Origin of the sequence: Actinomadura sp. WAC 06369, assembly GCF_003947565.1 — a bacterium.
Lineage (GTDB): Bacteria > Actinomycetota > Actinomycetes > Streptosporangiales > Streptosporangiaceae > Spirillospora > Spirillospora rifamycini.
Genome location: NZ_QHJN01000368.1, coordinates 1 through 1,424, shown reverse-complemented (window position 1 = coordinate 1,424; position 1,424 = coordinate 1). Strand labels below are relative to the sequence as shown.

Annotated in this window: 2 protein-coding genes; both read left to right on the top strand. The window is 75.1% G+C overall.

The window, feature by feature from the left end; genetic code table 11:
- The first annotated feature begins 213 nt into the window (after nt 1-213).
- Nucleotides 214-618, top strand: a complete 405-nt coding sequence (locus DMH08_RS39475) for a DUF6292 family protein (RefSeq protein ID WP_125621404.1) — start codon at nt 214-216, stop codon at nt 616-618.
- Between the two features lie 200 nt (nt 619-818).
- Entirely contained in the window at nt 819-1,199 is a 381-nt protein-coding gene (locus tag DMH08_RS39470) for a sel1 repeat family protein (protein WP_026403852.1), read from the top strand.
- Nucleotides 1,200-1,424: the final 225 nt, after the last annotated feature.

The window sequence follows — 1,424 nt, the reverse complement described above, 5'->3', positions numbered from 1 at the left end:
GGGCGCGGCCCGGTAGGGGAGGGGGCGGGCGTCCTGGGTCGAGGCGCCCGCCGCCGGGTCGCCGGGCACGGAGAACGGCGGAGCGGAAAGGAGGTTCGGGGCCGAGGGGGTTGATTTGCGCTGCCCGCCGGGGGATATTTAGGTCACCAAATGGGACAAATCGGATTCCATCTCCCATACTTCGATTGAAGTCATACAGAGAGGGAGCTCCCAGTGACCGGCAACCTTCGACCCCTGCCTCACCCGGACCCCTTCGTCGACGTCACCCGCGGATACATCACCGCGGTCGCCGACGAACTCGCGGCCGGCGGCGTGCGGCTCGCCGACGTCTGGCTCGACCCGTCCGACCCCCGGGACGCGACCTTCGTCCTCGGGGAGCGCGCCCTCGTCTGGAACGAGACCGACGGCTTCGTGCTCGGCGACTTCGTCTCCGGCGCGCAAGGCGACCGCACCGTGCTGCGCGACCCCGTCCGGCTCGGCGGCGGAGTGCTGGCCGACCCGCGCGAGGTCGCCGGACGCCTGGCCGGCCCCGCCGGCGGCGTCCCCGTCCGGCTCCGCTCCTACGCCGACGGGCACGACGGCTTCGAAGACGCGCTCGCCCGCTACGGCGACCGCTGAGCCCGCCCCGCCGCGCGCGGCCGCCGTGTCCGCGGCCGCGCGCGGGACTTTCCGCCGGCACCGGCACGGGAAAGGAGGAGTTCCGGCGGAATCGGCGAAATCGGTGGCGGATTTCGGGTGCGGCGGTCACCATGGGACGAGCGCGGCACGCGCGGCGTTCCCGCATGCCGTTTCCAGCCCCCGAACACCGGAGTGATCGTATGCCTGTCCGACCCTGGAACCCCGAGGAACTCGGGCGTCCGACGGACGGAGGCCGGGTCGACGTGGCCTTCGGGCTGGGCCGGGTGTACGAGCTGGAGGGCGACCTCGAACGGGCCGCCGACTGGTACCGGCGGGCCGCCGAGTCCGGGCACCCCGGCGCGCCCCTGCGGCTCGGCGCCGTGCTCGGCCGGCTGGCCGACGCCCGGTCCGCCGACGCGTCCGACGAGTCCGCCGAGGACCTGCTCGCCGAGGCGAGCCGCTGGCTGAGCGGCGTGCAGGCCGCCACCACCCCGCACGCCATCGAACTGATCACCGACATGCTGAACCGGCACCAGCGGCAGGCCGCGCGGCGGGGACTGGAACCGACCGCGACGGGCTGAACCGCCCGCGCGGGACGAACCTCGCCGCCGTCCCGGCCGTCGGACTCCATGAGACCGACGACGGGAGAGCGATCGATGAGCGGCGACCCGACCCCGCGGCGCGACCGCCGGTCCATGCCCCCGGACCCCGCGGCCGCCACCGAACTCGCCGTCCCCGGCGCGGACCCGGCCGCCACCGACCCGGACCCGAACGCCACCGAACCCGACCCGCCCGCCGCGCCGGAC

Bases quoted from the DNA above. Each gene is read 5' to 3' on its own strand.
- DMH08_RS39470 (WP_026403852.1), top strand. From the start codon at position 819: ATGCCTGTCCGACCCTGGAACCCCGAGGAACTCGGGCGTCCGACGGAC.